General features: G+C 69.7%; 2 protein-coding genes. One reads left to right on the plus strand and one right to left on the minus strand.

All coding sequences use genetic code 11. From position 1 onward, the window contains the following. On the plus strand, window positions 1-1,336 hold a 1,336-nt coding region (locus tag M6444_RS09255; RefSeq protein WP_298325948.1), incomplete at its 5' end, for an acetoacetate--CoA ligase. A 49-nt stretch (window positions 1,337-1,385) separates the two neighbouring features. On the opposite strand, the gene M6444_RS09260 is transcribed toward M6444_RS09255, so the two are convergent. Next, window positions 1,386-2,051: VCBS repeat-containing protein (locus M6444_RS09260; protein WP_298325950.1), on the minus strand; the 666-nt coding region annotated here is incomplete at its 5' end.

Raw genomic sequence — 2,051 nt, forward strand, 5'->3', positions numbered from 1 at the left:
ACGTGAACAACTGCCCGGCCTGGCCGCCACGATCATGGTCCCGTCAGCAGCAACGGACGATTCGCAGCCGGACGACCACGTGCTGCCAGGCGAGGGATTGGTGCACTGGGACGACCTGCTGGCCCGCCACGACGGCGCCGCCCTCGCCTTCGAACCGGTGCCGTTCGACCACCCGCTGTGGGTGCTGTACTCCTCCGGAACCACCGGCCTGCCCAAAGGCATCGTGCACGGGCACGGCGGCATCACGCTGGAGCACCTGAAGTCGTTGGCCCTGCACTTCGACGCCGGCCCGGGCGACCGGCTGTTCTGGTTCACCACCACCGGCTGGATGATGTGGAACTTCCTCGTCTCCGGGCTGCTGGCCGGGTCGACTGTGGTGCTCTACGACGGCAGTCCCGCCCATCCGGGACTCGATGCGCTGTGGCAGCTGGCTGCTGACGAGAATGTCGCCGTGTTCGGCACGTCGGCGCCGTTCGTCCAAGCCTGCCTGAAAGGTTCGGTGAGCCTGGATGCCTGGTCACGGCCGAAGCTGCGCACCGTCGGCTCGACCGGCGCCCCGCTGTCGGCCGACGGGTTCCGCTGGCTCGGGCGCAACCTGGGCCCGCAGGTGCAGATCGCGAGCTTCTCCGGCGGAACGGACCTGTGTACCGGCTTCTTGGGTCCGGCCCCGGACGTCCCGGTGTGGCTCGGCGAGTTGTCCCGGCCCGCGTTGGGGGCGGCGGTCGCCAGTTTCGACGAGTCCGGCCGGCCGGTGGTGGACGAGGTCGGTGAGCTGGTGCTCACCCGTCCGATGCCGTCCATGCCGGTGTCGTTGTGGAACGATCCCGACGGCGCCAAGATGCGCGAGGCGTACTTCGCCGACTTCCCCGGTGTCTGGCGGCACGGCGACTGGGTCACCGTGACGTCGCGCGGCTCGGCCGTCATCCACGGGCGCAGCGACTCCACCCTCAACCGCGGGGGTGTGCGGATGGGCACGGCGGAGTTCTACCGTGTCGTCGAGGCCCATCCGGGCGTGTTGGACTCCCTGGTCATCGACACCTCCGGCATCGCGGCGGACGACGGCGAACTGCTGTGCTTCCTCGTCGTGGCGGACGGCGTCGACGTCACCGGCATCGTCGCCGAGCTTCGCACGGCGCTGCGATCCCAGCTCTCGCCGCGCCACGTCCCCGACCGGTTCGTGACCGTCGACGACATCCCGCGCACGCTGAACGGCAAGAAGTGCGAGGTTCCGGTCAAGAAGATCCTGGCCGGCGCCGACCCCGGCACCGCGGTGAGCCGTGAGGCGCTGGCCAACCCGGACTCGCTGGAGGCCTTCATCCGCATGGCTGCGCGTTGATCCGAGTCCCGCTCGGCCGCGCCAGGGCGCGCGAGTGGGGGTCAGCGGCTCATTTCGCCAGCATGCCGACGACGGGCTTCATCCCCTGCCAGCCGGTGCCGATCTTGATGGCCGGCGCGAACGTTCCGGTGCTGCGGGTGAGATATAGCCACAGGGTGCCGTCCGGCCTGGTCACGACGATGTCCGCATAGCCGTTGCCGTTCCAGTCGCCCACGCCCGTGGCCTGCTCGATGGTGCGCCACCCGTGCCCGATCTGGCGCGCCTTGCCGAGACCGCGCTTGCCTCGGCCGGGGTAAAGCCACAACGTGCCGTCGGAGATCTTGCGCGCGAGCAGGTCCGGACGGCCGTCGCCGGTCATGTCGCCAGGGACGGTCAACAAGTCCATGGACGTCCACCGGTTGCCGATGCGGATCGGCTTGCCTCGCTTGCCTCCTGCCGCACCCGGATAGAGCCAGAGCGCGCCGTCGGAAGCCCGGCGAGCTATCAGGTCGCCGTACGGGGTGTCCGTCCATGCGCCCGCACCCACGATGATGTCCATCGTGTGCCAGGACGTCCCCGCCCGCCTCGGAGCGTTGAGATGTCCGTCCGCGCGGCCGGCGTAGAACCACAAGCTGCCGTCCGTGCGCTTGCGCGCGAGCAGATCCGGCCAACGATCACCGTTGCCGGCGCCGCCGAAAGCGAGCGCGTTCATGGAGTTCCAGTGGGTGCCGACCAG

The sequence above is a fragment of the Haloactinopolyspora sp. genome, assembly GCF_027324685.1.
Taxonomy (GTDB): Bacteria; Actinomycetota; Actinomycetes; order Jiangellales; family Jiangellaceae; genus Haloactinopolyspora.